The 572-nt window shown below is 69.8% G+C and carries 1 pseudogene; it reads right to left on the reverse strand.

The features are described 5' to 3' along the window. Positions 1-572: pseudogene (locus AC0L3U_RS38365) on the reverse strand (hybrid sensor histidine kinase/response regulator); the annotation flags it as partial.

Here is a 572-nt window from a genome sequence, read left to right on the forward strand (position 1 = left end):
AACTCGGTGTCCTCGTTGCGGCGGGAGATCTCCAACAGCTGGTTGCGGGTCAGCACCAGCTCGGAGACCATGGTCATTAGATGCTCCAGCGTATCCACGTTGACGCGGATCGACTGGTTGGCGATGCTGGCGCCCTCGGCGGCGCCCTCGTCGGCGATCGACTTCTTCGGCGCGGCTTTTTCCTTGGGCGCCTTGGCCTCTTTGGCGACAGGCGCCGGGGCTTCAGCGGCGGGCGCGGGCTCGGCCTTGACCTCAGCCTTGGCAACGGGCGCGGGGACCGGGACTTCGATCGCGGTCTCGCGGAAGGCGCGCTCGAGCTCGTCGAGCGAGACTTCGCCCGGACGCAGCGGACGCTCCAGGCTCGGGTCGGCCAGCACGCCGGAGGACGGCGCGGCTTCAGCGGCGACAGGCGCTTCCGGCACAAGCGGCGGCGCTTCGGCTACGGGAGCAGCAGCACCGGCAGCCGGCATCGGCTGCGCCGAGCCTGACATGGCCGCCATGCCCTGCTCGACCATCGCTTCCAGCTTGTCGATGAGATCGCGGTCGGTACCCTCGGGCTCGGCTTCGGTCGC

It is taken from the genome of Bradyrhizobium sp. Kon69 (assembly GCF_055807515.1).